General features: G+C 56.0%; 2 protein-coding genes. Both read right to left on the bottom strand.

Features of this window, described 5'->3' with window-relative positions; translation table 11 throughout:
* Positions 1-175: 175 nt before the first annotated feature.
* Positions 176-601: a C40 family peptidase gene (locus EJP87_RS16255; protein ID WP_130472892.1), complete on the bottom strand. Its 426-nt coding sequence runs from the start codon at positions 599-601 to the stop codon at positions 176-178.
* Positions 598-1494, bottom strand: an 897-nt coding sequence (locus tag EJP87_RS16250; RefSeq protein WP_130472891.1) for a DUF2163 domain-containing protein, incomplete at its 5' end; no start/stop codon positions are given. The genes EJP87_RS16255 and EJP87_RS16250, both read right to left, overlap by 4 nt.

Genomic DNA, 1494 nt, shown 5'->3' with positions numbered 1-1494 from the left:
ACATCCTGCGAGGTGGTGTGAGCGATGGAACGGAAGTCACCGTACCACAAAAGATTTCCCGGCATTCTGGCTCTGCCATAGGCAATTGGAATGGCCGTGCCGAATGTGCTACCCTGAAAGGTAATCCCGTTGGCTCGTGGCTCGGCATTGTTGACAACATTCCCTGATTTGCTGCTCATGATGGCACCACCGTCCAGAAAGAATGAAGCCTGCCGCCAAGCTCCTGTCCATCCAGCGCAGAGAGGATCACGCCATGACCGGTATAGGAGTGGATGATTTTTTTGGTGTCCGGCAGGACAATGCCAGCGTGGGAGATGCAACGGCCAAATTTGAAAAGCGCAATATCTCCCGGCTCTGGCGTTTCCACCGGCCTGGCATACTGCTGAATACCCTGCAGATATTTCTCCTCGCTGCGGTGTAAATGCCAATCCTGCGCATATCCGTTCGCCTCTGCGCCTATAGCAAGCTGGCACTCTTCAAAAACGGCAATGAGGAACTGGACGCAGTCAACACCCACGCCTTTGAGACGGGCGTGGTGGTGATACGGCGTGTGCAACCAGCCAAGAGCCACCTCAACAATCTGATCACGAATGGAATTCATAGTGCCGACTCCGCAACGGGGACATAGGGAAACGCCTTGAAATGCGTGATGTTGTAGAATTTGTTGGTGCAGGTGGCCTGGGTCTTGTCGCACCCTGGCCGGGCTTTGAAGGTGTCTCCGACTGCCGGAGCAGATGGGAGTGGAAGCAGCAGTTGGAAAACGCCATCGGTGGAGCAGGATTTGATGGTGCGCCTCAGACCGGTGAGCTTTCCATTCATGAACTCGATGTAGCCTTGGTCGAACCATCCGGGAACCACCGAGGCCAGACTGCTATAGATCGTGACTGCCGTGCTCCCGCTGGAGCGCACCGACGTCTCAATACAGTAGATGGCGGCATCCCTGTTGACAGCGCAGTTGTCGTCGAAGAGCGTGTGGGAGCAGCCTGGCTGATAAACGTTTCTCGGCATTTTCATATTGAGCAGTTGCACGGCGCTGTTGGCTGTAATTTTCGCCAATGAGCGTGTGGTCTGGATGTCTGCCACCTGGCCGACAAACAGGGTGACGCCGTCAACGAGCGACAAGTCACTCTGCAGGAAAACCCGATACAGCGCCAAGGTGGCACCATCCAGCACACCGGCGTTGGCGGCCACGATCCACGGGACACCCAGCAGCAGATCGTTTGGCCCGGGTGCCACCTCCAGGTTGAGGGTGTCCACTTCCACACCAATAACGCAGCGGGTGCGGGAACGGCGGATGACAGGTCCATCGGCAATATACTCCCGGCCACGAAAGGTGATGTTGCAGTCAAAGGCGCAATACCCCACGACAGTGCCATCCACCAACTGCAGACGGAACAGATCCGCCATCAGGAAGGTATTCTCGGCCATCAAAAACTGCAGCAATTTTGTGCTTGCCTGTTTCATATTCTGTTCCCCGGGGCACCGATAAAGGCC

The sequence above is a fragment of the Candidatus Magnetaquicoccus inordinatus genome (assembly GCF_004217665.1).
GTDB lineage: Bacteria > Pseudomonadota > Magnetococcia > Magnetococcales > Magnetaquicoccaceae > Magnetaquicoccus > Magnetaquicoccus inordinatus.
The sequence above is the reverse complement of the archived record's forward strand: the minus strand, read 5'-3'. Positions and strand labels throughout refer to the sequence as shown.

What these genes read in the sequence shown, in the direction of transcription:
- EJP87_RS16255 (WP_130472892.1), bottom strand. Translation starts at nt 601, where the DNA reads ATGAATTCCATTCGTGATCAGATTGTTGAGGTGGCTCTTGGCTGGTTG.